Raw genomic sequence first — 22429 nt, 5'->3', positions numbered from 1 at the left:
GCGGTAAATCCTCTGGCTTTTAGCGGGGGATAATGTCAAAATCCGCGCCCTAAACAGAGGTATACAATGACAGCCACGACATTTTCCAGTCTTGAACTTGATGAAAGTTTATTGACCGCATTAGAAGAAAAAGGATATCAACGTCCTACAGCTATTCAAGCAGATGCAATTCCTGCTGCAATGGATGGACGCGATATTTTAGGATCTGCGCCAACAGGCACAGGGAAAACTGCAGCCTTTTTGCTTCCGGCAATTCAACACTTGCTTGATTATCCACGTAAAAAATCAGGCCCGCCACGTATTCTTATCCTAACACCAACTCGCGAACTTGCTATGCAAGTTGCAGAGCAGGCAAAAGAATTATGTGCGCATACACATTTAGATATCGCCACTATCACAGGCGGTGTTGCTTATATGAATCACGCTGAAGTCTTCAGCGAGAACCAAGATATTGTTGTTGCAACAACAGGACGTTTATTACAATACATCAAAGAAGAAAACTTTGACTGCCGTGCGGTAGAAATGCTGATTTTAGATGAAGCAGACCGCATGCTAGATATGGGTTTTGCTAACGATATCGAAACGATTGCAGGCGAAACTCGCTGGCGCAAACAGACATTACTGTTCTCTGCAACACTAGAAGGTAATGCAGTTATTGATTTTGCACAGCGTATCCTCAACGAACCTGTTGAACTTAATGCTGATCCATCTCGCCGTGAACGTAAAAAAATTCAGCAGTTCTATTATCATGCTGATAATCTCGAACATAAAACAGCGTTGCTTGCTGCACTATTGAAGCAAGACGATGTTAAAAAATCGATTGTCTTTGTTCGCAAAAGAGAGCGTGTAAGAGAGCTTGTCACTGCGCTAGAAAAACAAGGTATTAAATGTAGCTACCTTGAAGGTGAAATGGCGCAAACACAGCGTAACGATGCGATCAAACGTTTAGAATCAGGCAAAATGAATGTACTTGTTGCCACAGACGTTGCTTCTCGTGGCCTTGATCTAGATGACATCACACACGTTTTCAACTTTGACTTACCTCGTACTGCAGATGTTTACTTGCACCGTATTGGTCGTACAGGACGCGCAGGTCGTAAAGGTATCGCTATTTCATTAGTTGAAGCTCACGATCATCCATTATTAGGGAAAATTGGTCGTTACGTTCAAGAGCCTATTAAATATCGTGTTGTTGCTGAACTACGTCCAGAAACCAAAGCACCAAGCCTGAAAGCAACATTCAAACCTTCTAAAAAAGTGCTCGCTAAACGTAAAGCGAAAAAAGAAGAAGAGAAAAAAGCAGTTAAAGAAAAAGTACGGGCTCGCGATCGTAAAAATATTGGTAAACGTCGTAAAGCAGTTGCTAAGCATACAGAAAAGAATGTGGCTCCTACTGCGCCAGCAAAAGAAACGAATACTGATAACGAATAATCTGTACTCTTTCTGATCTTATAAAAAAACCGTAGCTATATAACGTAGTTACGGTTTTTTGCTGTTCTCTCTTCTTTCTTATTTTATATAGAAAAAAAGCCCGATATTTTCATATCGAGCTTATTATTAACTTATTACTTTAGTGAAAATTACAGGCTTTCTGTGAAAGTACGAGTAATAACATCACGTTGTTGTTCTGGAGTCAGTGAGTTAAAACGCACAGCATAGCCAGAAACACGAATAGTTAATTGAGGATATTTCTCAGGATTGTTAACAGCATCTTCCAGAGTTTCACGGCTTAGTACGTTAACGTTAAGGTGTTGACCACCTTCCACACGAACAACCGGTTTAGATTCTACAGGCACTTCTCGGTATTCGATATTGCCTAACTCTTTACGGTTAATCACTTGGCCTTCTTCAAAGCCTTTTTTAGCACAGATGCAACGAGCTTCGCCGTTTTCATCATCTAATAACCAGAAAGAATGTAATAAATCGTCGTTATCAGCTTTAGTAATTTGGATACCAGTAATCATTTCGACCTCCAATGTGGGCACAAAATCAAATTCCAATCTAATATCAGAACTTGGGTATTTGGTCTAACCAATGTTTCTGTCTACTTATATACCAGTATAAATGGCGTCATTCTTTGATAAATATCAATAAAATTCATAAGCATTTTAGCCAGTGAGGTGCAAAGTGTTGTTTTAAATCAATAATCACTTATGGCTAGCTTGCAATTTTTTTTGTAAATTTTCAAATAAAAGTTGAGGAATCAATTAATTCTTATTTTTAGGTCGTAATATTTTCATTCCCCTGATGAAATCGGTAAGCTTAAACACTATAAGATATCAACAAGGATTTTAGGTTATGACTACAACACTAACTTGGCATGATGTGATAGGCGCTGAAAAAGAAAAGCCTTACTTTCATCAAATTATGTCTCAAGTCGCACAACAAAGAGCCGCAGGTAAAATCGTTTATCCACCTCAAGAAGATATTTTTAATGCTTTTCGTTTTACGCCTTTTGATAATGTGAATGTAGTTATTTTAGGGCAAGATCCTTATCATGGCCCTAATCAAGCACATGGCCTTTCTTTTTCAGTACGACCGGGCGTGCCAGCACCACCTTCGTTAGTCAATATGTATAAAGAGCTTGAAAAAGAATACCCTGATTTTAAACGCCCCAACCACGGCTATTTAGAAAGCTGGGCAAAACAAGGTGTTTTATTACTTAATACCGTATTAACCGTAGAGAAAGGCCAAGCCCATTCTCACGCTAACTATGGTTGGGAAATCTTTACTGACGCAGTAATTGAGCAGATCAATCAGCGTAGAGCCGGGGTTATCTTTTTACTTTGGGGCGCCCATGCTCAGAAAAAAGGACGTTTTATTGATACCAATAAACACGTTATTTTAAAAGCACCTCATCCATCACCACTCTCTGCCCATAGAGGCTTTTTAGGTTGTGGCCATTTCAAACAAGCCAATGATATTTTACAGCAGCAAGGCCGCACACCGATCAATTGGCATCTTGATCCTATTGAATAATATCGCCTTATAAAACATAAAACCGCACAATAACAAGAATATTAAATAATCTTCGTATTGTGCGGTTTACTTTATCTACATGTAATAACACATGTGATAACAGATACTTTATCGATATTATTTAGAAACGATAACCATAGCTGGGCGTAATAAACGACCATTTAAGGTATAACCTTTTTGCATAACATCAACCACATGATTGGGTTCATGTTCAGGACTATCAATTAAAGTCATCGCTTGGTGAACTTCAGGGTTGAATACCACATTTTTTTCTTCAACCACTTCGATACCAAATTTACGAACTGCATCTAAGAATGATTTCAGCGTTAATTCTAACCCTTCAATCATTGGTTTTAATGCCTCATTTTCATGATCAGCCGCAGATAAAGCACGCTCTAAATTATCGAGTACAGGCAATAACTCATTAGAAAATTTCTCAAGTGCAAATTTATGTGCTTTCTCAATATCTTGTTGAGTACGACGACGCACATTTTCAACTTCAGCTAAAGCACGAGCCATAGCTTCACGTTCTGTTTTTTGTGATTGCTCAAGCTGTTTTTCGAGAGAATCAACACGCGCTAATGCTTCCACTAATTCAGCTTGAGCATTAAAGTCCGCTTGTGCTTCTTCGGTCATTGCTGGCTCTTGAGACTCATTCATTGCAGATCCCATTCCTTCTTTTTCTTTTGAGGCTTGCTCTTCATGTACATTTTGTTCTTTACTACTCATGAACATCTCCGCGTAGTTTTAGTATTCATCTTCATATTTAGTTTATTATGGGGATCAATAAACGGGTTTCAAGGAATTGGCGCAAAACGAGGGTAAAAAAATGCCAGACAATACCGTAACGGAAGAAAAACACTTTAAATGCATTGGCATTGTTGGTCATCCACGCCACCCTGAAGCAATTTCAACTCATGAAATGCTCTATCATTGGCTATTGGCTCAAGGCTATGACGTTATTATTGACACACAAGTTGCTCAAGAATTAAAACTAGAAAATGCACAAACTGGTGATTTAACACAAGTTGGCAAAGTTGCCGATCTTGTCATTGTTGTTGGTGGTGATGGCAATATGCTTGGCGCAGCGCGTGTTTTATCTCGTTATAATATCAAAGTGATTGGTGTTAACCGGGGTAATTTAGGTTTTCTTACTGATCTTGACCCTGATAATGCTTTACAGCAATTAACTAACGTATTAGCGGGGCATTATCGCGAAGAAAAACGGTTCTTACTTGAAGCTCGAGTCTGTGCTGAAGGTCAAAGAACACGCATTGGTACAGCAATCAATGAAGTCGTGCTTCATCCCGGCAAAGTCGCTCATATGATTGAGTTTGAAGTTTACATTGATGATCGCTTTGCTTTCTCTCAACGTTCTGATGGCTTAATTATCGCAACACCAACGGGATCAACCGCCTACTCACTTTCTGCGGGTGGCCCTATTTTAACGCCAAACCTTGATGCTATTGCGCTTGTGCCTATGTTTCCACATACTTTATCAGCACGTCCTTTAGTTATCAGCAGTGATAGCCAAATTCGCTTAAAATTCTCACAAACAAATATCGATTATGAAGTCAGTTGCGATAGCCAATTAGTGTTACCGATTAAAGAAGGTGATGAAGTTATTATTAAGAGAAGTCGTCAAAAGCTCAATTTAGTTCACCCTACTGATTACAACTATTTTAATACACTCAGCTCAAAATTAGGTTGGTCGAAAAAAATGTTCTAATTTTTGTGCCTCCCTACTTTACTGTATAAAAAACCAGTTTATACTGTATGTAATTACAGATATGTTTTTATACACAGGAGAGGCACTATGCTGACTCAATTAACCATTAGTCATTTTGCCATAGTCCGTGAACTTGAAATCGATTTTTCTGGTGGCATGACCACCATTACAGGCGAAACTGGCGCAGGTAAGTCTATTGCAATTGATGCTTTAGGTTTATGCTTAGGTAACCGTGGTGATGCCAATATGGTGCGCCCAGGTGCAACTAGAGCCGATTTATGTGCACGATTCTCACTCTCTGATACGCCATCAGCACAACACTGGCTTGAAGAACATCATCTTGATGATCATAACGAATGCCTATTAAGAAGAACTATCTCTACTGATGGGCGTTCTCGTGGTTTTATCAACGGTACTTCCGTACCACTTTCACAATTAAGAGAGCTTGGTTCATTACTTATTCAAATCCATGGACAACATGCTCACCAGCAACTTCTAGAACCTCGCTATCAAAAACAACTGCTTGATATCTATGCCCATGAACCAGCTTTATTAAAAAACATGAAGTCGGCTTATCAAACATGGCATCAAAGTTGCCAAACTTTAGCTGCTTTTCAACAACTCTCTTTAGAACGAGAAGCAAGGCAGCAATTGGTTGATTACCACTTAAAAGAGCTCAATGAATTTCAACCAGTGCAAGGTGAGTACCCAGAATTAGATCAAGAATATAAACGCCTTTCTAACTGTGGTCAGTTTTTAACGCTAAGCCAAAATAGTTTACAAATTTTAAGTGACAACGAAGAGCAAAATATTTTAAGTATGCTCAATGTGGCTAAACATGAAATTACTGAACTAAGCTCAATGGAAAGTCAGTTCAATTCATTATTAGAGATGCTAGAAGAAGCCACTATCCAAATTAGTGAAGTAAGCGATGAACTTCGTCACTATAGCGATCGCTTAGAGATGGATCCTAATCGCTTATTTGAAGTAGAAAAACGCATGTCTAAGTATATTAGTTTGTCACGTAAACATCGTGTCGCGCCTGAGGAACTCTATGATCTTCATCAGCAATTAATTGAAGAGAAAAATGCTCTACTTCGTCAAAATGATGATTGTGAGGCTTTAATAGAACAAGTCAAAGCTGACCACTTAATTGCATTAGATGTCGCAAAACAATTGCACCAAGTTCGCCAACAATATGCGAGTGAATTAAGCCAACTTATTACTAACAGTATGCATCAGTTATCAATGCCACATGGTTATTTTACTGTTGATACCCATTTTGATGACAGCTCACTACAAATCGATGGTGCTACAAAAGTTGAATTTAATGTCACCACAAATCCGGGGCAACCTCATCAAGCACTTTCTAAAGTAGCTTCAGGGGGTGAGTTATCACGTATTGCACTCGCAATCCAAGTGATCACAGCAAAAAAAATGGATACTCCAGCACTTATTTTTGATGAAGTTGATGTGGGTATCAGTGGTCCAACGGCGGCTATTGTAGGTAAATTACTGCGAGAGCTAGGCGAGTCTACTCAAGTTATGTGTGTCACTCACTTACCTCAAGTTGCAGGTTGTGGTCACCAACACTATTTCGTCAATAAAGAGACAAATGGTGAAGAAACTGAAACAACAATGAAATTATTATCGAAAAAAGAGCGTTTACAAGAGCTCGCTCGTTTATTAGCAGGTAGTGAAGTCACCAAAAATACCCTAGCAAATGCGAAAGATTTGTTGGCTGCATAACGATTAACAAACTTTTATTGATATTTAAGGTCATAGGCAGAGCGTGAAAGGTTTTCAATTGCTGCGTTGTCGATTATCATCGTCACTATGACCCTAAAAGGAATGTAATAACCATGCGTTTTAAACTGTTAAAAGTTGCCGCCTTATCTTTAGTCGTAATGACTTCAGGTTGCTCTATATTCGAGAGACTGGTTTATCACCCAGATATCAATCAGGGAAATTATTTAACTCCAGCCGAAGTCGCAAAAGTTCAGCAAGGAATGACACAGCAGCAAGTTCAATTTGCCCTTGGTACGCCAATGCTTAAAGATCCTTTCGGAAGCCAAACTTGGTATTATGTTTTCCGTGAAGAGCCTGGTCATCAAGCAGTACGTCAAGAGACGCTCACCCTGACTTTTGATAGCAATGGCATACTGACTAAGATTGATAAACAAGGCAATATGCCTGGCTTCTCAGCACCTGAAACAAAATCGTAATGCGATTGCAGTGCTAAAAAAACTTAGTTTTGTATAAGATTGGCAAAAACGAATTGCACCCCATACGTTAAATTTGACGTTGGGGTGTGTTTTTATAAGGAGAAAATGCTTTATAACAGTGTTGTCTTTCTTGTATCTGTCTGTAATCAAATGACCTATCAATGCAGTATATAAAGCTCCCACCTATTAGGCAGAAAGCATAATATCAATCCGCTTTTTGTCGTGCTTTTTCAGCACGTTTACGACGCATTTCTTTAGGATCAGCAATTAAAGGCCGATAGATTTCGATTCTATCGCCATCTCGCACATTATCGCTTAATTTTGTTGGTCGACTATAAATACCCACTTTGTTCTTAGTCAAATCAATATCATTACAAATCGTTAAGATATTTGAAGCAATAATAGCTTGTTCAACCGTGTCCCCTAACGTTAGTTCAACAGGGATAAGATACTGCTTATCGGGCAACGCATAGGTTACCTCTACCCATATTTTAGTCACGATAGATCTCTTTCGCTCTGTGAGTAAATGCTTGAACCATATTGTTCGTTAAATCTTTAAAAATACGGCCAAAAGCTAACTCAATTAATTTATTAGTGAACTCAAAGTCTAGCTGAAATTCTATCTTACACGCATTATCATCGAGTGCGGTAAACACCCACCCCCCAGTTAATTTACGAAAGGGGCCATCAACAAGATGCATATCAACACGTTCATTAGTCTTTAAAAAGTTATGGGTAGTAAATGTTTTACTAATTCCCGCTTTAGAGACATTTATTGATGCAATCATTTCTTCTGGTGTGCTTTTGATCAGTTTACTTCCAACGCATCCTGGTAGAAAATCAGGATAAGTAAGAACATCATTAACCAGTTTAAACATTTGCTCTGTGCTAAAAGGGACAAGAGCAGATCGACTAATCTGAGGCATAGTTATTCCTGTACGACAACACTGTGTGTGATCATATCATTGAACAGTGACTAATTAAAAATCTAATGGAATATAGCTTAAGTTTTATGCAATTGAAAAGAAAACAGTCGGTTAAATGATTTCTTTCTATTGCTCATACAGTATAATGTGGACATTATGACAAAGAAAAAATCACACAAACCTGGTTCTGCGACCATTGCGTTAAACAAACGTGCTCGCCATGAATATTTCATCGAAGATGAGATAGAAGCGGGCTTGGCGCTCCAAGGCTGGGAAGTTAAATCACTGCGTGCCGGTAAAGCAAACATCAGTGATAGCTATGTTATCATGCGTGATGGCGAAGCTTATCTTTTTGGTGCAACCATTACTCCTTTAAATGTTGCATCAAGCCATGTCGTTTGTGACCCGACTCGTACCCGTAAACTATTATTAAAGCAACGCGAATTAGATTCACTTTACGGTCAAATCAACCGTGATGGTTACACCGTTGTTGCTCTTTCTCTTTATTGGAAAAACGCTTGGTGCAAAATTAAAATTGGCGTTGCAAAGGGTAAGAAAGATCACGATAAACGCGATACCATTAAAGATCGTGAGTGGAAATTAGACAAAGCACGTATCATGAAAAATGCTAACCGCTAAATTGCGTTAAGTACTAGCAATTACAAGTATTTTTCTGATATACTCGCTTTCAACAACTTGGGGCTGATTCTGGATTCGACGGGATTTGCGAAACCCAAGGTGCATGCCGAGGGGCGGTTGGCCTCGTAAAAAGCCGCAAAAAAGATAGTCGCAAACGACAATCAGTACGAAGCACTAGCAGCTTAATAACCTGCTTAGAGCCCTCTCTCCCTAGCTTCCGCTCTTAAGACGGGGATCAAGAGAGGTCAAACCCAAAAGAGATCGCGTGGAGACCTAGCTTGGGGTCAAAGCGTTAAACTTAATCAAGCTAGCTTATTCATGGCGCGTCTGTCCGCAGTGGGTAAGTGAAATTAAAGATAGACTAAGCATGTAGTACCGAGGATGTAGAAATTTCGGACGCGGGTTCAACTCCCGCCAGCTCCACCAAATTTGGTGGGTCAGTGATAGGACAACGGTTTCAAAATCAAGAAGTTAGCGAAATCATCAAGACTACACACTGACAACAAAAGGACTATAAATGACACGCAAATGACACGCGGATCATTTAAAGTTTAGAAAGGCTCACTTCGGTGGGCCTTTTTTATAGAATAATATTAATGGAGAGTATTAGATGGCTTCTTCTGAATTAGTTCGTTTATCAAAACGCAAAGAAAATAGAAAAGCAGTTGAAAAAGCCTTTGAAAATTCCAATAGAACCTATTTAATTCACTACTCCTGCGAATCATTCTATGATAATAAATCAGGCACATCTCGCCGTGTAACCTCAATCGCAGTTAGAAATTTAAGCTCTGCTCAAACTCACTCATGGTCAATACATAAAACAGCAGAATTACATAATAAAATTAATACGATAAATGAAGATATCGATAATTTAGAATGCGATATGTTGTCTAGTTACTTTGATTTTTTGAGAAAAAATGCAGATTTTACATATATTCACTGGAATATGCGTGATGAGGCTTATGGCTTCCAAGCATTAGAACATAGATTTAGGGTTCTTGGTGGAGAACCATTTATACTTCAGGATGATAAGAAGCTAGATTTAGCTAGAGTTTTGGTTGCTTTATTCAGCCGTGCATATTGCTCCCATGAATCTAAAAGTGGGAAACATGGTCGATTGATGGTATTAACTGAAATGAATGGAATAGCTGATTTAGATGCACTATCAGGTGCAGAAGAAGCAGAAGCTTTTGAAAATGGAGAATATTTAAAACTTCACAGATCCACCTTAAGGAAAGTAGATATTTTTGCAAATATCATTGATAGGGTTCATGAAAATACATTAAAGACAGATGCCAATTGGTTCAATCGTAATGGTATTCACCCAGTAGTTATAATTGAATTAATCAAGACACACCCTATGTATTCTTTTATAGGCGTTGCGAGCACTATAATTGTTTTTTATACCCGCTTATTTGGTCTATTTTAATTAGATTATTGTTATAACTGACTAATTATAGCGTTATCATATATAAAATTTACTTAAAATAAGAATCTGGTGTAACTTCGGACCAATCTTTTGCGCTATATTTAGATTCAATTCAATAATAGAGATTACCAAATGAAAAATCTAGCTGAACTAACGCAGGAAGAAAAAGATAAGATCAATGTCAATTTAACAGCTTCAGGTGTCGCATATAAAGAACGACTCAATATGCCAGTTGTCGCGTCCGAAATTGAACGACAACAACCAGCATATTTGCGCGAGTATTTTAATGAACGACTAGCGTTTTATCGTGAGAGAAGTAGGAAGTTGCCTGATGGAAATTCAGTGCAGTATTTGAAAACAGAGTAGTGCCGATGCTCGATGGAACCGACTGAGTTATATAATCAATCAGTTATCAATTTCTGGTGTCTTATTGGTGTCCTGATTTTCTTCCTCTTCTTTTTGTCTGCGTTCCTCTTCCGCTTTCTGCGCTTCTTCCATTTCACGCATTCTCACGTTATAGATTGATTGCTCTGGCATTTGTACACGAACGGAAATAAAACGACCATCAGGGATATCTATTGGATCGCCGTCTTTGTAACCATCAATATCATTACGGGCAAACTCAGGTGCGTTAGGGTGAGTGCGATGATACGTTTTAACGAGAATAGAACCATCTTTGTTAACTTTAGAGTTAACCCATATCAGTGGTTGTTTATTAACATCGAGTGGAATTTCAATACCTCCATCAACACCGCCCCAGCCTGCATCTGAGTTAAAACCAAGTACACCTTCGATAAGATATTCACCTTGAGCTACCCGAGTAACCGTTGCGCCTTCTGATTCGTCGTTAGTTATGAATGTGCCATCGGAGTTGATGTTAACGATTGGAGAAGCTTTTTTGATGAACCCTTGAGGGTCCGTTGTGGTATTCCTAGTTCCCCACATTGTGTTACTTCTAACAACATTTGCACCTTTACTATAATATTCAGCAATAAAATCAGCATTCCCCGTAACGAACATTCGAAGTGATGCATCTTCACTCTGCTTTATTGATATACCACCACCATAACTACCGAAATGATTTGAATCACTCCCTGCTCCCATTGCCATAAATTGGCTGAATAGAGTACCTTTTAATTCATCATTAGTGACTCTTGGAGCGATCCCACCGATACCATAATCACCAACCAACATCATTTTGCCAGTCTTTTCAGGAAGCGTTGCCCTATAATATGTTCCATTTATTTTATATAAAAATGATGGTGAAGGGTCTAAGCTCAGAAATAAGTCATAGCTACTATTTCTTGAACCTACAGCACCCGCCGAAACAATACCCCCTTTAAAATCTTGAGGAGTCGTTTTTGTTAAGTCTGCCTTATTTTGTATATCCCCTTGCATCTTCTTAATACTATCGAGCGTGATAATCTCGCCATTTGGCATCTCAATTTTTGTCTGGCCCGTTTGAGTCATCCACGTATTCATGGCGTCGAGGAAATACTCGACATAACTATTAATAGCGACCATGGTTCTAGCTGCATCACTATTATTGTCGGGCTCAGTAATATGAATTGAGAATGTGGTGTTAGTTGCTGTGGCTAATGCCGGTTGTGCTAATACTAATTCAGTGTCGGAATTAACGGATTTAATCATATACGGAATATTTGTTGTTCCCGATTTAATTAAAATAGTCATTCCGATATTAATAGCTGGATTATTATTTTTAAATTTAGTGCCAGTGCCTTTGACAATAGCAGACCCTGACACTGTATTAACAGTACCTGTTGTGTATATCATGAATATGTTTTCCTAGATGTATAAACGAAGAGTTAATTAAATATTGAAGTAGTCGCTGAGTTCGATGCCGTATATGTCAAATTCTATTTTAAACGCATTACCGCCATCAGCCCCCCATGGCCCGCCATATTCTGATCTGATACTGTATATGTCATCCCAATAGACATTATTCCCGTCATTTCTAAAACCAAATCCTGTTCGCATATAAATAACATCATCTCTATTGCTTCCCTGTATTCTCCAGTTAACGAATTGTGCATCTGGAATAATCATTGGTTTTTTGAGTTTAGAAAACGAAGCTCCATTTCGATTACTAAATCGCGTTGTCTCTCCGAGCTTCATGGGTTTGTAGTTAGATGAAAATGTAATTTCTTTTTTATCGTTATAAATTACAATGCCATATTTTGGAGGAGTTAAAGTAAAGTTAGTACAAAATATAACGACATACATTTCACATGAACTACTAACAACTAAACCCCTAGCTTTATTATATGAGAAGACAGCACCTGAATTTTTCGGCCTCACGAAAATAATGGGGTTCATTTCATCAGTAATATTTGATGGCATTCTCCAGCCATTATCTTTACCTGCATTTATTTGTACGATGTCGGCAAATACACAATACCCTCGCATTGAGGGCGTTAATTCACTAATACCATTCATTCCATGTAGACGTATTCCGTATGATTCACTATTTGATTTTGGGTAACCATAAAAATCAAACATGAATTCTGGGTCTCTTTCGTCATCTTCTGAATCTACTCGCGATCCGGCTGGCCTTTCATCAACATAAAAATTAAAATTATCACCGGATATATTATACACTGTTACATTTGATGAGAACCAATAATAGGAACCGGGTATTTTGTATGTCCGAGATACTACTCGTGGGATAATAATAATATTGTACTTTTCATATTCAGGAATATTGTGCTTCATTGTATTCCACCCTTCATTTATTGGGTAGAAATGGTTATTGTACCACCCTATTTTTGCTGAACCTAAATACCCCATAACCTGATTATCATCAGCATCTAAATAATATTCGTTGCCTATATCTGGTTTAACATAAACACCATACATGGTTATCTCCCTTCTATTTTTCCTATTTCAATCCTAATTTCTCCTTGAGCACCGTAAACCGCAATCCGTTCATTGGTGATAACGGTATGCGCACCCGTTTTATTTGTTCCTATATCTAATTCACCCCGGAACGTTCCTTTATTCATTTCAATATTGCTAGTTTTACCATCAATCAAAAAACCACTCTTTCCCGGAACATAATCGCCTGATTTAATATATTCAGTAACAACAACGGAATTAAGCCATGCCTCGTTAATAAAGGCCTCGCGCATAAACATCTGGCCGTTTTTAACGTACATGAATAATTCCATTTTTCCGTTACTTGGGTTGTACCACGCAAAATTATTAGCATTATAGCCTATGAAACTTTCGAGCTTTCCATTCTTAACTTGAGCACTAATGACCTGACCTGCTGCATTGTATTTAGTGCCGTTATGAACAATCGTGATATTGATGGAATGAGTGACAACACCGTCGCCAGATTGGCTAAATTCAGCCTGCATTTTTTGGTTAATCATGCCCTGCTGTTTGCCAAATTGAGCTTGCACTTGCTCCTCGGATTTAGCCATAGCTTTATTTGTTTCAGATATTGCCTCTTTATTCGTCGCAACATCAGCACGAATGCGCCCAACTTCTTTATCTGTGTTAGCTAAATTTTGGTTAGTTGTTTTTAACTCTGTGCGGATCTCCGTAGTTGTTTGACCGAAAGCTTTATTTAGATCAGTAATTGACGTTTGAGTCTCTTTAATAGCAGACGTGTTATCACCAACAGCGGAGTAAATTTCTTTAACTTCCTGTGCCCATGCTTCCTCTTGAGTTGCATTAGCTTGCCATAGCTCACTAATGCCAGCTTGAGATTCAGCATGTTTTATTAGCAACTGCCTGAAATTACGATGACTTGCGTTACTTAAAATAATTGCGGTCTCAGCATTCCAATCAAGCTTATTATCCAGCTCTTTAAACGCATCCGTTTCTCTAACCGTGTTATCTAAATCATCAAATATGTCGTCTGGCAATGAAACTGGAATACCTGAAGCTTCTACAAATGCAGATTTACCATAACTATTGATCGTTCGGATATAGAAATAGTAAGTGTGGCCAGCTTTTAAATTCTCTTGCGTCCAGAAATTTCCTTGACCAACTTTGTTTGTTTTGGTGATCACTTCATTTTCAGAGAGATTAGCGAGTTTTTTCTCACTAAACCAAAACTCAAAGGTATAACCAAAAACAGCACTATCACCCTGTTTAGGTGACGCCGTTAAACTAAACATACCTGGCGTTATTTCAACACCGATTGGTGACGGAGGTGCTTGAATTGCAAAATCACTGATAGCCGGTGCAGACATAGCGCCAGCAACATTAATAGCTCTCACTTCGACACGATAAGTACCTCTCGCTAAACCATTAATATCAACACGCTCACTCGGTACCTGAATAGACTGTATAACCTTGCCATTCTGGAGAATATTAACCGTGTTATAGCGAATATCAGATGCCACGTTCTGCCATGATATGTAACCTTGAACGATATCGGTGACAGCAAGAGGAACAAAAGCCAGATTGATCGGTGCTGGTACGCCACCAGTGGGTAGTTTAGTGAATGGAGGTCTAACAAAAGGTTTACTGGCTAAGTCTTCATAGATATAAGGACCATCTTCTTCGAGAGTAATCTCTACCCCCTCTGATGGGTGAAATTTCCAATCAGCAATGCGAAATTCTAAATCGCTAATCCCCAGCGAAGGTAATTCGAGTTTTACAACATCACCAGGGCGATAAGCATAACCATCTAAATTCATGCGCAATTGAATACGACGACCTGCGCGTTTTTTACGTAAATAGAGATTGGCTAGTCGATTGGCTTGGTATGGGCTAGTAACAAAACGATAGTCCATATTTTCTTTAATTTCTAAGCCATCTTCTTCTATCCATTCATCAATAACCACTGGCTCAAAATCGGTTTTGTTATACTGTTGTTCTGCGTCAACAAAAGTGCCATAAATCGCATTAGTTGCATCACGTAATGAAAGTTCGGGTGTCACCGTCACTGTATCGATAATTTGTGACTCATCAATCGTCAGTAGTGCTGGCCCATTATAGACTTGCATCATAATGCCATGCTTACCCGCTATATAAGTGGGCTCTCCAGCAATACATTTATGCATCATCTCTAATACAGAGGCAGGACTTTCTTCAAGTTCATAAGCGCCATTTAAAGTGTATCTAGGCTCACTTTTTCCATCTGGCGTTTGTACGGTTTCATCACAAATATCTGCTGCACTTTTAAATGCATCCCAATCAATATCGGAGTCTGGAACACCTAAGTAATGCCGATAGTAATCTAATATGATCAAAGCACCGTTATTTGACCATACTGTTTTTTCATTGCGAGGATCGTAAATTTCTTTTCCCCATAGTTCACTTTTAACATTAGGCACACCATAAGGGAACTTTTCTTGATCAAAGCGTAATGTTAAGCGTAACCATGCAAGCCCTCGACCAATCATATCCTCTTTCCATGAAGGGGCATGTTTTAATAGGTATGGATCCGCCTCAGTTCTACTGTTATGAAATTCGTATTGTGCGTTGTCGCCTAAATCTTCAATTTTGTCATCATTGAAATAAATTTGACCTAATTTATGGATAGGGTGGGATGCTATGGCTAATGCCATGTAGAGTTCTTCATTTTCGTCTTGTTCACCTTCCTCTTCTTCGGCAAAGAAAAGCAACCCTGACATCATTGTTTTACCTACAACCACCGTCTCAGGTGCAGAGGCAGAACGTAGCATCTGTTTACGTTCAGATTGGTCACGATAACCGGAACCAGGCACTTTATCTTTAAAAATAAACGCACTCGCCGCTTGAACAGCAATACCAGCAACAATCAATGCGGTACCCAACCCACCTGTAGCAATAACCCCTGCTATCATTAAGCCCGCAGAGACAACGCTTGTGACTGTCTTACCCATTTATTGTACTCTCCATGCTTTAATCGGTTTATTGCTCACAGCGCGAACTCCATCCGTTGAAACTGCCCACAATTTACCCGCCCACAAAACACCTAATGTATTTCCCTCATCCCCCTCAAACATCACAATGTCACCACGCCCTGCTTCGTTTGTTGGAACTTCATCAAAAAAACGGCTCACAGCGCCGTCCAATGTTCCAAACTCTTTTTGTAATACTCTGAATGCGCCTATCTTTGTTTTATAGCGCCCACGAATGCTTTCGCAGGGGTCAAAATCACAAACAGCAATGACGCAATCAGATGCAAACAAACAGCAATCATGTTCCCCCCATGCAAAAGGGTGATTTATGGCATTCTTTAAGGTTTCAGGAAGGCGAGTGGTCCATTGTGGGTGTCTCATGGTTTTCTCCAGACAATAAAAAACCCGCCGAAGCGGGTGTTTATATTCATTTTCTTTTACAGAGGATTTCTTTCTTTTTTACATTCTAAATTTAACTTTTCTACGGCTTGATCTATGGTATTTTTATTTTCTTTTGGCAAGAATGCTTGCAACATCCAAATCGTGTACCCGTACTCTGTTTTATGTCCAGCTAAAATAATGTTCTTATTTTCCAAATCAAAATAATAAACATATTTAAATAATTTATCGTCTTCTTTTTTTCTAGTTGGTTCCCCGTATTTTAATTCAAGATTATTTAGCATTTTTTTAAAGTCTATATCATATATTTCTTTATTTTTTATGAAGTAAAAATAGTCCACACCCATAAGTCCGTTAAAATTAATTACTTTATTTTCTGGTAAAAATATAAGTGTGTAGGTTTCATTTTTATTATTTAAACCATTAGGTAGACTTTCAGATTTAACTTTAACAAATGGACAATTTTCTTGATTATTTAAAATTTCAATATCGTTCCCTATTTCTTTTTTAAGTTTATTTATAGACATACCCCACTCTAGGCCAAAAGGAGCACTATATTTATTTTTATCTGAGTCGGATTTATCACATGAAGCTAAATTAGGTAAAATTAAAAGTATGGATAATAAAATAATAATATTTTTTTTCATTTAATCGACACCAATAATCAGAGTTATTTATAAATAAACGCAGGTGCACTTTTCTTGCTACCCCAATAAATAGCCCGATCAGCCATCTGCGCAACATAACGAAATATCCTATCGCCATTTTTACGTTTAGACCATGACTCATCAGTAAATCTGTCTGGTAATCCATAAGACCAACGTTCAAATCGATTAGAAACAGTAACTGCTATTTCATTCTCTTCACCCGTTGTCACACCAATGGTTGATATTTGGCCAGCAAATAAAACCTCAGCAAGCGCAGGTTTTCCTTCTTCATTTAATGCAACTAACATCAATTGTGCATTTCGCCCACGAACCCGCTCGTTCATCACTTCTCCAATCAAGGAAGAATCGAAGCCTGAGAGTTTCATAATGAGTTGTTGTGGGCTAGTGGTCATATTTTCACCCACAGACTCAATGGCACCAAATTGCCCTACACCTTGGTAAACTTCACCTGCAATAATGATATTGCCCACACCAGTATGTGCTCTTACAACACCTGATTTGAGATCTAAACGAGAGGCAACAACCAAATAATACCCCTCGTTAATTGCCTTAACCATGTCATTACTAAAGGGATGATATTTCATGTTAAGGCCTCCTCGAATGACAAAGAAGTGCTAGTAAGTATGCCCGGTTTACGCTGGAAATTACCTTGATCGTTACTGGTTAGTTTAAAAATACCGTATGGCGTTTCATTTTCTATCAAATCATTTACTGTCGGTGCATAACGTAATATAGGGGCAATAGGAATTGTTGCGTTTCCTTGTGCATCACTAATCACATTAGCCGTCACTCTCTTTAGTTCATCATTTACCGTGATATAATCACCAATGCGTAAAACAATGCTATTGGGTAACCAGTCTTTACTCTCCAATAATTTTCCAGATTGATTGGGTTGGCTAACTTTAGGTTTACCACGCTGAGTTAAACCAGAGCGCGCCCAATCACTAATTTTCACTCGACCACTTTCACCATCTAACTCGGCAACAAACGCCTCTAAAACCCTTGCTTGCTCATCAGTCAAATTATTAAATGACATACTGCAACGCCAACGTGAGCCGGGAAAGCGTACGGTCTGTACACTTCCCGTAAAGGTTGATGTAAAGGTTTTGCTGTTACTCACGAGTTGCCAACTTAATGTGGCTGGCACGATGGATTGTGGCCACGATAATATCGTTGCCATTTATCGTAGATTCCTTCTTAACGTACCATTGGTTTGAAAATCTCGCATAATGTCAGATTTAGCTTTTGAGACACCTTGTTCAGCACCCATTCTTGCAGCTTCCTGCATGGCTTGATACAAAGCTTCATCACCGTTACCTGTCACATGAAATGTTTGGTGAATAATAGTGTCACCTGAAGAGATGGAATTAGCCCCCGTTGCTCTTACACCTAAAGAGCCATCAGGTCCACGTTTTAGGGGCATAATAGCTTCACTACCCGCCTCTCCCATCAGGCCAAGATTAGGCGTGCCGCCTTTTGCAAAGGCAAATAACGTTGGAGAACTCACAACTTGATTACTATATTGACTCAAGTTTGGTGAACTATAAACATCACCTTTAGCGTTTGCTTTTACACCAACTTTTCCCGTAGTTTTTGCACCCGTAGCTGCTTCGCCACCACCAAAAACTCCACCAAACAATCCTGTTAATGCATTAGTGATTTGAGCTTGAATGGCGATACGGATCAAATCCGAAATAATAGAACTAGCAATGGAAGCTGAAAAATCTTTAATACCTTCAGAAAATGACTTTGTACCCATCAAAATACCAGTCATTGAATTCGCTGTTCTTTGTTCAATGGTATCAACTAAATTCATTTGCATGCGTTGCCACATTCCTTGAGATGCATATAACTCTTTGCTAGCCTGATATTGAGCCTCTTTTGATTTATTGGTTGCTGTTACCATCAATTGTTCATAACGTTCTTTACTAATCATGCCATCGTTATAATAAGCCTGATAAAGTGCTTTCTGCTCTTCAAGTTGGTTTCTTAATTGAATAACCGGATCTATTTCACCAAGGATACTGATATTAGGGAGAGAAATACCTTTTGCTTGCTCTGATAAACGATATTTTGTCGTATCTTGTGCCATTTGGCGCCGTGCATATTGGTATTCTTTTTCAGTCAACAATTGTTGCTCAAAGAGTGATTTAAGCTCTTTGGTCATCTCTTGTTCATTTCGGATGGATGCGCGCATAGGAGAGTATTTTTCTGCTAACTCTGCACGCTGTTTCATATGGTTTTCAGCGTTAAGTGTTTTTAATCGTTCATACTCTTCCTGCTTCATACCACCAGCTTTTAAGTTTTCCTGAAGCTTGCGCATTGTTTCCGATTCACTTAAGGATATTCGCTCTAAACTTGTTGCATGCTCTTGCTCTATTTGCATGCGTAATTGATGGTATTGACTAACTTTTTGTTTAGAACCTGAAGCTAGGTCATTCCCTCCATCATTTCCACCGCCTCCGCTATCTCCCAGTGGCTTATCTTCTTTAGTCGGTTGACTAAAAACACCTTTTTCTATGGCTTCTTTTGTTCTTGTTTGTCGTTGATATTGAGTCTCTAAATCCTTATTTATATCTTCTAATTTTCCTAACGCACTTCGCCTATTTCGAAGCACCTCTTCAGGATCATCCCCAAAAGCACTGACCATGGCGTTACCAAACCAACCGCTGTCTTTTATTTCTGACATCGAGGTTTGTCTATCTTCAGAATATCTAGCTAACTCACCATAGATTCGAGATCTCTCAGCTTCTAATAAAGAAATATTTTCTGCGATTTCATCAGCCTGTATTTCTAATTTGACTCTAGATAAACGCTGAAGCTCTTCTATTGTTTCAGCAACTGAGCCCCGTAAACCATCAACCTTCAACTTAGCTTCATCAGCTTTAGTTGCAAAATAATAAATAGCTGAACCTGCTAAAGCCAAGACACCAACTGGTCCACCTAAGGCAGAAACAACACTTCGGAGTCCTAAGCTAGATGCTCGCAATGCCCTTTGACTATAAGACAGCTGATTGTTGGCTGCAGCAAGTTGTTGCTTACCTAACATTTCTAGTCGATTGGCTTCTCGAATCTGCCTATTTAATGCCAGATACTCTTTTTGATAATTAGCATTGATACCATGTTGCCTATTCAATATGGATTGAGTTGCTAGCCTTCTTGACTCTTGTTGGGCTAACTCTCTAGATGCTTTTGCTGAATCAATGGTTCTTTGAGCCGTTTCTCTCATTTGTTTGACATTATTTCTTACTGCAACTTCATTTTTCACCCACTCTTTGGTTTGATCTTGAAGTCCTCTCGTCATTCTGGCGCCAATGACGGGTAAGACAGCGTAAGTCGCAATATTGGCTAACGTAGAGAAGTTGTTATTTAATGCATTCACAGCGGAAGTAACATTCTGAACACCTGTACGTAAAGGACCATCGGCACTGGTACCGACTTTAATCGCCAAGCCTTCAAACGACTTTTCCATTAATTCTAAATCAGCATTTAGATTTTGCGCTCGTTTTCCCGCTTGTTCATACGCTGTTTCTGTATCAGTGAGTGCCTTAGTTAAATCGACTAGCTGATCCCTGTTCTTAACTAAAATAGTACCCGCACTGACATTGGCGCGACCAAATATCTTTGTTGATGCAGTAGTAGAATAGTTTTTCTTGTCGAGGTTCTCTAATGCTGTGGCTAGGCCAACAACAGATGGACGCAAGTTTTTATCAGCTGAACGCTCCAAAGCCAATAGAACGTTACGCAACATCGTACCGGCAACTTCGGCCTTGATCCCTTTTCCTGCTAAAACTTGAATAGACGCATTAAGTTGTTCAAATGAAACACCAGCTTGAGAAGCAACGGTGCCACTTTTCACAATCGCTTGTGCTGTTTCGTTAATTTCAGATGCACCGTATTTCGCACCTGCTGCTAACACATTAATGTAACGCTCAGATGAGACAGCGGACTCACCAAACTGATTAAGACTTAAGGTAAGAGATTTCGCCGCATCGGCTAACTCAATACCTGAAGCTTGCGCCAAGGTAATCGATTTAGCCGTTACATCTTCTAAGGCTCCCGCTGTCTGCAGTAATGACGGTTTTGCTGACGCAATAAGTTTCATGGCATCCGCGACTTTTATTGCGCCAAATTCCGTTGTTCGCCCCATTTCTTGAGAAGCAATACTGTACTCTTTCATGCGCTCAATAGACGCACCCGTAATCGCACTCAGATCAGAAATTGCCTGACTATACTTGCGAGAAATATTTAAAATGCTACCAATGGATAAACTCACTCCACCTAACATCGCCAGTCGTCCTGCAACATTCGTCACTTGATGACTGATTGAATAAAAACCATCTGCAACCGCTTTTGTTTCACGCTTTGCTTTATTAGAAAAACGTTCTGTTTCACGCCCTGCATGGTTTAATGCGCCTGTAATATTGCTTCTAAAACTGGCGTCATTCAGCAATAGCCCAACCCGTAAATCGGCTAAATTAGTGGCCATAATATTATCTTCCTATCATTTTCATTACGTCAGAACATTGCTGTTCAACAGATTTAGAGGTGCTTGTTGGTTGATGTGCACTTTCAGGAGAGGGAGGTATATCTGATGGTGGTATTACACCTGGTTTTTCTGATTTGAGCGCAAAATAAGCCTGCCAACCCAGTAATGTATTGGCAGGCAAATTGAGAACGCGATAGGGATCAATTTCACCCAACTCTTCAGAAAGTTGATAAGCAAAATAGAGTAATGGGCTATCCGTTAGTTTTTTTTTGCCTCGTCTAACGTGCCAATGGAGTGTTGCTTCACGACGTTAATCGCTTCGATGAGGATCGCGTTATCATGGACGTTAACCAATTCTTCTGGTTTGGGTAGTAACGATTTACTTATCGGTTTACCTTCATCATCAACCAAGCAATTCAGCAACATACCTACGTTACGTAATGATGCCTCACGTAATTTGCCATGTTGATTTAATTCAGAAACCTCAAGTTCCAAATTCATCAACTCGTTAGCCGTCATACGACGAATGTTTACCTTTACTCCACATAGAATATCGACTTCGATAATTTGAGGTTTCGCTGTAAGTAAAGAGGCTTTTAATCCTTTCATTAACCCTGATCTCCTGTTGATGCTGCAGAAGAAGTTCCCCATACAAGGTTATTTTGTTTTCCTTTTACGGTGATCTGGATGGCTTCATTAGCAGGCGCTGAGATGTCATTTAATTCCCAGCCTGACAATGAAAGGATCATGGTTGCGGTACGTTTATTAGGAAGCTCGCAGTAAAACTGCACCGTTTCACGCTTTTCTGCTGCATTCAAGAACGCAACAAAGTTTTCATTTTCTGGATCATCAATGAAGCCTAACGACTTTTCAGGTCCTTCCGGTAAGTCAGAAATAAATTGTTTGTTTTTATCGATGAGTGTCGTGACGTCAACAAAGCTCCCTGATTGTCCTGTGGCACCTAATGCCTTACAGTTAACCAGTGGCTTCATTTGTTCAACGGTATCACCCGCTTTACCAAATTTCACAATAGTGCCCGCGGGAAGCATGGCGTATTCTGGCGATGTTTTTTGATCTGCCATTAT

22 protein-coding genes and 1 other RNA gene are annotated in these 22429 nt (G+C 39.1%); 9 read left to right on the top strand and 14 right to left on the bottom strand.

What is annotated here, in order from left to right:
- Nucleotides 1-66: 66 nt before the first annotated feature.
- Complete coding sequence (srmB, locus tag GWJ01_RS09965; protein WP_161711050.1) at nucleotides 67-1431, top strand: ATP-dependent RNA helicase SrmB; 1365 nt, start codon at nucleotides 67-69, stop codon at nucleotides 1429-1431.
- A 149-nt stretch (nucleotides 1432-1580) separates the two neighbouring features.
- Here the strand turns inward: srmB and grcA are convergent, their stop codons facing one another.
- Nucleotides 1581-1964 (bottom strand): autonomous glycyl radical cofactor GrcA, encoded by a 384-nt coding sequence (gene grcA, locus GWJ01_RS09960; RefSeq protein WP_023581591.1) that lies wholly within the window; start codon nucleotides 1962-1964, stop codon nucleotides 1581-1583.
- Nucleotides 1965-2298: 334 nt separating this feature from the next.
- Between grcA and ung the strand changes: the two genes are divergently transcribed.
- The gene (gene ung / locus GWJ01_RS09955) at nucleotides 2299-2979 is read left to right on the top strand and encodes a uracil-DNA glycosylase (protein ID WP_109392965.1); all 681 of its coding nucleotides are present in this window, start codon (nucleotides 2299-2301) and stop codon (nucleotides 2977-2979) included.
- A 117-nt stretch (nucleotides 2980-3096) separates the two neighbouring features.
- Here the strand turns inward: ung and grpE are convergent, their stop codons facing one another.
- Nucleotides 3097-3708: a nucleotide exchange factor GrpE gene (gene grpE, locus GWJ01_RS09950; protein ID WP_161711049.1), complete on the bottom strand. Its 612-nt coding sequence runs from the start codon at nucleotides 3706-3708 to the stop codon at nucleotides 3097-3099.
- A gap of 100 nt (nucleotides 3709-3808) precedes the next feature.
- Between grpE and nadK the strand changes: the two genes are divergently transcribed.
- The 3 genes from nadK (at nucleotide 3809) to bamE (ending at nucleotide 6933) form a co-directional block, all read left to right on the top strand.
- Entirely contained in the window at nucleotides 3809-4708 is a 900-nt protein-coding gene (gene nadK / locus GWJ01_RS09945) for an NAD(+) kinase (RefSeq protein ID WP_083629114.1), read from the top strand.
- 87 nt (nucleotides 4709-4795) lie between these two features.
- Complete coding sequence (recN, locus tag GWJ01_RS09940) at nucleotides 4796-6457, top strand: DNA repair protein RecN (RefSeq protein ID WP_161711048.1); 1662 nt, start codon at nucleotides 4796-4798, stop codon at nucleotides 6455-6457.
- Between the two features lie 113 nt (nucleotides 6458-6570).
- A complete protein-coding gene (bamE, locus tag GWJ01_RS09935; protein WP_161711047.1) occupies nucleotides 6571-6933 on the top strand; it encodes an outer membrane protein assembly factor BamE in 363 nt (120 codons plus the stop codon).
- Nucleotides 6934-7138: 205 nt separating this feature from the next.
- Here bamE and GWJ01_RS09930 read toward each other — a convergent pair whose 3' ends face one another.
- Together GWJ01_RS09930 and GWJ01_RS09925 are read right to left on the bottom strand one after the other, a co-directional pair.
- Nucleotides 7139-7435: an RnfH family protein gene (locus GWJ01_RS09930; RefSeq protein WP_375804068.1), complete on the bottom strand. Its 297-nt coding sequence runs from the start codon at nucleotides 7433-7435 to the stop codon at nucleotides 7139-7141.
- On the bottom strand, nucleotides 7425-7859 hold the full coding sequence (locus tag GWJ01_RS09925; protein WP_109401897.1) for an SRPBCC family protein: 435 nt from the start codon (nucleotides 7857-7859) through the stop codon (nucleotides 7425-7427). The genes GWJ01_RS09930 and GWJ01_RS09925 overlap by 11 nt, the downstream gene beginning before the upstream one ends.
- Nucleotides 7860-8015: 156 nt before the next feature.
- Here GWJ01_RS09925 and smpB point away from each other — a divergent pair, with 156 nt between their 5' ends.
- From smpB to GWJ01_RS09905, 4 genes are all read left to right on the top strand, one after another.
- The gene (gene smpB / locus GWJ01_RS09920; RefSeq protein ID WP_088495016.1) at nucleotides 8016-8498 is read left to right on the top strand and encodes an SsrA-binding protein SmpB; all 483 of its coding nucleotides are present in this window, start codon (nucleotides 8016-8018) and stop codon (nucleotides 8496-8498) included.
- 59 nt (nucleotides 8499-8557) lie between these two features.
- Nucleotides 8558-8924: a transfer-messenger RNA gene (ssrA, locus tag GWJ01_RS09915) on the top strand.
- Nucleotides 8925-9108: 184 nt separating this feature from the next.
- Nucleotides 9109-9927 (top strand): hypothetical protein, encoded by an 819-nt coding sequence (locus GWJ01_RS09910; protein ID WP_161711046.1) that lies wholly within the window; start codon nucleotides 9109-9111, stop codon nucleotides 9925-9927.
- Between the two features lie 132 nt (nucleotides 9928-10059).
- Nucleotides 10060-10293 carry a DNA polymerase III subunit theta gene (locus tag GWJ01_RS09905; protein WP_161711045.1) on the top strand — a complete coding sequence of 78 codons (234 nt, stop codon included), beginning with the start codon at nucleotides 10060-10062 and terminating at the stop codon, nucleotides 10291-10293.
- A 39-nt stretch (nucleotides 10294-10332) separates the two neighbouring features.
- Here GWJ01_RS09905 and GWJ01_RS09900 read toward each other — a convergent pair whose 3' ends face one another.
- From GWJ01_RS09900 to GWJ01_RS09855, 10 genes are all read right to left on the bottom strand, one after another.
- A complete protein-coding gene (locus GWJ01_RS09900; RefSeq protein WP_161711044.1) occupies nucleotides 10333-11721 on the bottom strand; it encodes a phage tail fiber protein in 1389 nt (462 codons plus the stop codon).
- Between the two features lie 36 nt (nucleotides 11722-11757).
- A complete protein-coding gene (locus tag GWJ01_RS09895) occupies nucleotides 11758-12804 on the bottom strand; it encodes a hypothetical protein (RefSeq protein ID WP_161711043.1) in 1047 nt (348 codons plus the stop codon).
- A gap of 2 nt (nucleotides 12805-12806) precedes the next feature.
- A complete protein-coding gene (locus GWJ01_RS18840; RefSeq protein WP_237585711.1) occupies nucleotides 12807-15770 on the bottom strand; it encodes a phage tail tip protein J-related protein in 2964 nt (987 codons plus the stop codon).
- Nucleotides 15771-16169, bottom strand: coding sequence for a DUF6950 family protein (locus GWJ01_RS09885; protein ID WP_036904980.1), 399 nt, complete (start codon nucleotides 16167-16169; stop codon nucleotides 15771-15773).
- Nucleotides 16170-16225: 56 nt separating this feature from the next.
- Nucleotides 16226-16834 (bottom strand): hypothetical protein, encoded by a 609-nt coding sequence (locus GWJ01_RS09880; RefSeq protein ID WP_036904977.1) that lies wholly within the window; start codon nucleotides 16832-16834, stop codon nucleotides 16226-16228.
- A 23-nt stretch (nucleotides 16835-16857) separates the two neighbouring features.
- The gene (locus GWJ01_RS09875) at nucleotides 16858-17439 is read right to left on the bottom strand and encodes a hypothetical protein (protein ID WP_036904975.1); all 582 of its coding nucleotides are present in this window, start codon (nucleotides 17437-17439) and stop codon (nucleotides 16858-16860) included.
- Nucleotides 17436-18035 (bottom strand): hypothetical protein, encoded by a 600-nt coding sequence (locus tag GWJ01_RS09870; protein ID WP_036904973.1) that lies wholly within the window; start codon nucleotides 18033-18035, stop codon nucleotides 17436-17438. The genes GWJ01_RS09875 and GWJ01_RS09870 overlap by 4 nt, the downstream gene beginning before the upstream one ends.
- Entirely contained in the window at nucleotides 18036-21344 is a 3309-nt protein-coding gene (locus tag GWJ01_RS09865; RefSeq protein ID WP_161711042.1) for a phage tail tape measure protein, read from the bottom strand.
- 258 nt (nucleotides 21345-21602) lie between these two features.
- Nucleotides 21603-21953, bottom strand: coding sequence for a phage tail protein (locus GWJ01_RS09860; protein ID WP_036904969.1), 351 nt, complete (start codon nucleotides 21951-21953; stop codon nucleotides 21603-21605).
- The gene (locus tag GWJ01_RS09855; protein ID WP_161711041.1) at nucleotides 21953-22426 is read right to left on the bottom strand and encodes a phage tail protein; all 474 of its coding nucleotides are present in this window, start codon (nucleotides 22424-22426) and stop codon (nucleotides 21953-21955) included. The genes GWJ01_RS09860 and GWJ01_RS09855 overlap by 1 nt, the downstream gene beginning before the upstream one ends.
- Nucleotides 22427-22429: the final 3 nt, after the last annotated feature.

It is taken from the genome of Proteus sp. G2618, assembly GCF_009915995.1.
Taxonomy (GTDB): Bacteria; Pseudomonadota; Gammaproteobacteria; order Enterobacterales; family Enterobacteriaceae; genus Proteus; species Proteus terrae.
The sequence above is the reverse complement of the archived record's forward strand: the minus strand, read 5'-3'. Positions and strand labels throughout refer to the sequence as shown.